Below are 1,560 nucleotides of genomic sequence, written 5' to 3'. Positions count from 1 at the left end.
GGTACCGGTCCAAAAGGCCGTATCCTGAAAGAAGACGTTCAGACCTACGTGAAAGCTGCGCTTAAACAGCTGGCAGAGAAACCTGCGGCTGCAGCAGTAACTGGTGGATCCGGCATTCCGCCGATCCCGGAAGTAGATTTCAGCAAGTTTGGTGAAGTGGAAGTTGAGAAGCTATCCAAGATCGCCAAAGTAACTCGCGATAACATGTCTCGCTGCTGGCTGAACATCCCTCACGTGACTCAGTTTGATAAGGCTGATATTACTGAACTGGAAGAGTTCCGTAAGTCTATGAAGGATGAAGCGGCTAAGTCCGGCGTTAAGCTGACTCCGCTGCCGTTCATGATCAAGGCGATCGCGATTGCGTTGAAAGCGCATCCGAAGTTCAACGCGTCTCTGCATGCAGACGGTGAACACATCGTTTACAAGAAGTATGTGAACATTGGCATGGCAGTTGATACTCCAAATGGCCTGATGGTTCCAGTGATCAAAGATGCTGATAAGAAGAGCATCTATGAGCTGTCCAAAGAAGCGATTGAGCTGGCCGGTAAAGCGAAAGATCGTAAGCTGAAGCCTAACGAAATGCAGGGCGCGTGCTTCACCATCTCCAGCCTGGGCGGAATTGGTGGTACAGGTTTTACCCCAATCGTGAATGCGCCTGAAGTGGCTATCCTGGGTGTTTCTAAGGCGGATATCGAACCGCGTTGGAACGGTAAGGAATTTGAACCGCGTAAGATGTTGCCGTTGTGCTTGTCTTACGATCATCGCGCAATCAATGGCGGTGATGCAGGTAAATTCCTGACCTACCTGAACAGCCTGTTGAGCGACATCCGTCGTTTGGTCCTGTAAAGCAGTTTTCCAATCCCTTGGCTCAGCCCTCGTAAGGGGGCTTCTTTTTTAAGGGTATTGAATAACAAAAAAACGGCGGTTTATCCCGCCGTTTTTTTTGCCTGTCGTTTGGGGTTGAACAGTCGGTCTGAATGTCAGGAGGGTGCGGTTTGCAGGATCTGTTTTCGGCAGCTGTAGAGCGCGAGTTGTCGAACCACCTCTTCCAGTGTTTGTTGATTAGTCGTGCGCAGGTCGTCGACGCAAATGTCTCCATTTTCCAGCATGTAATTGAGTTCACCCGATTCGAATTTGAGCACTTCGCGACCTGAAATACTGTTCAGGACTTTCAGGTAGGGGCGTGGGCAGTCCAGCCAGGCATCGATGATATACGCCATATTTAGCTCCATAAGTGAGGGGTATGAGTGGATATTAGTGATAATCATTATCATTTGCAATAGATGAATCTGGATTCGTGCCCTGAGTCTATATTCGTACTTATATGCGGTGTGGCGCGACAATCTGCCGCATCGGAGTGCTTTCTTTGCTTGTTGCGGCTCAGCTATGATGCGCACGTATCTATCTGGGGAGAGAAATATGAAGTTTAAGCTGTTAAGCAGTATGGCTATGTTGTTCGCGGGAATGGTCTTCTCAATTGTTGCGCAGGCCGGTGATGGTCATGCAATGGCAAAAGGCGTCATGGCGCACGGCGCATGGGTGCGTCTGGTACCGCCTGTG

Annotated in this window: 2 protein-coding genes; one reads left to right on the top strand and one right to left on the bottom strand. The window is 49.7% G+C overall.

Annotation, left to right across the window (positions count from 1 at the left end):
* Nucleotides 1–846: 2-oxo acid dehydrogenase subunit E2 (locus tag ABYW01_RS21095; protein ID WP_372836543.1), on the top strand; the 846-nt coding region annotated here is incomplete at its 5' end.
* Between the two features lie 134 nt (nt 847–980).
* Here ABYW01_RS21095 and ABYW01_RS21090 read toward each other — a convergent pair.
* On the bottom strand, nt 981–1,220 hold the full coding sequence (locus ABYW01_RS21090; RefSeq protein WP_372836541.1) for a hypothetical protein: 240 nt from the start codon (nt 1,218–1,220) through the stop codon (nt 981–983).
* Between the last annotated feature and the right edge of the window lie 340 nt (nt 1,221–1,560).

Origin of the sequence: Pontibacterium sp. (genome assembly GCF_041587635.1) — a bacterium.
In the GTDB taxonomy this organism is placed as follows: domain Bacteria; phylum Pseudomonadota; class Gammaproteobacteria; order Pseudomonadales; family Balneatricaceae; genus Pontibacterium.
The sequence above is the reverse complement of the archived record's forward strand: the minus strand, read 5'-3'. Positions and strand labels throughout refer to the sequence as shown.

What these genes read in the sequence shown, in the direction of transcription:
- ABYW01_RS21090 (WP_372836541.1), bottom strand. Translation starts at nt 1,220, where the DNA reads ATGGCGTATATCATCGATGCCTGGCTGGACTGCCCACGCCCCTACCTG.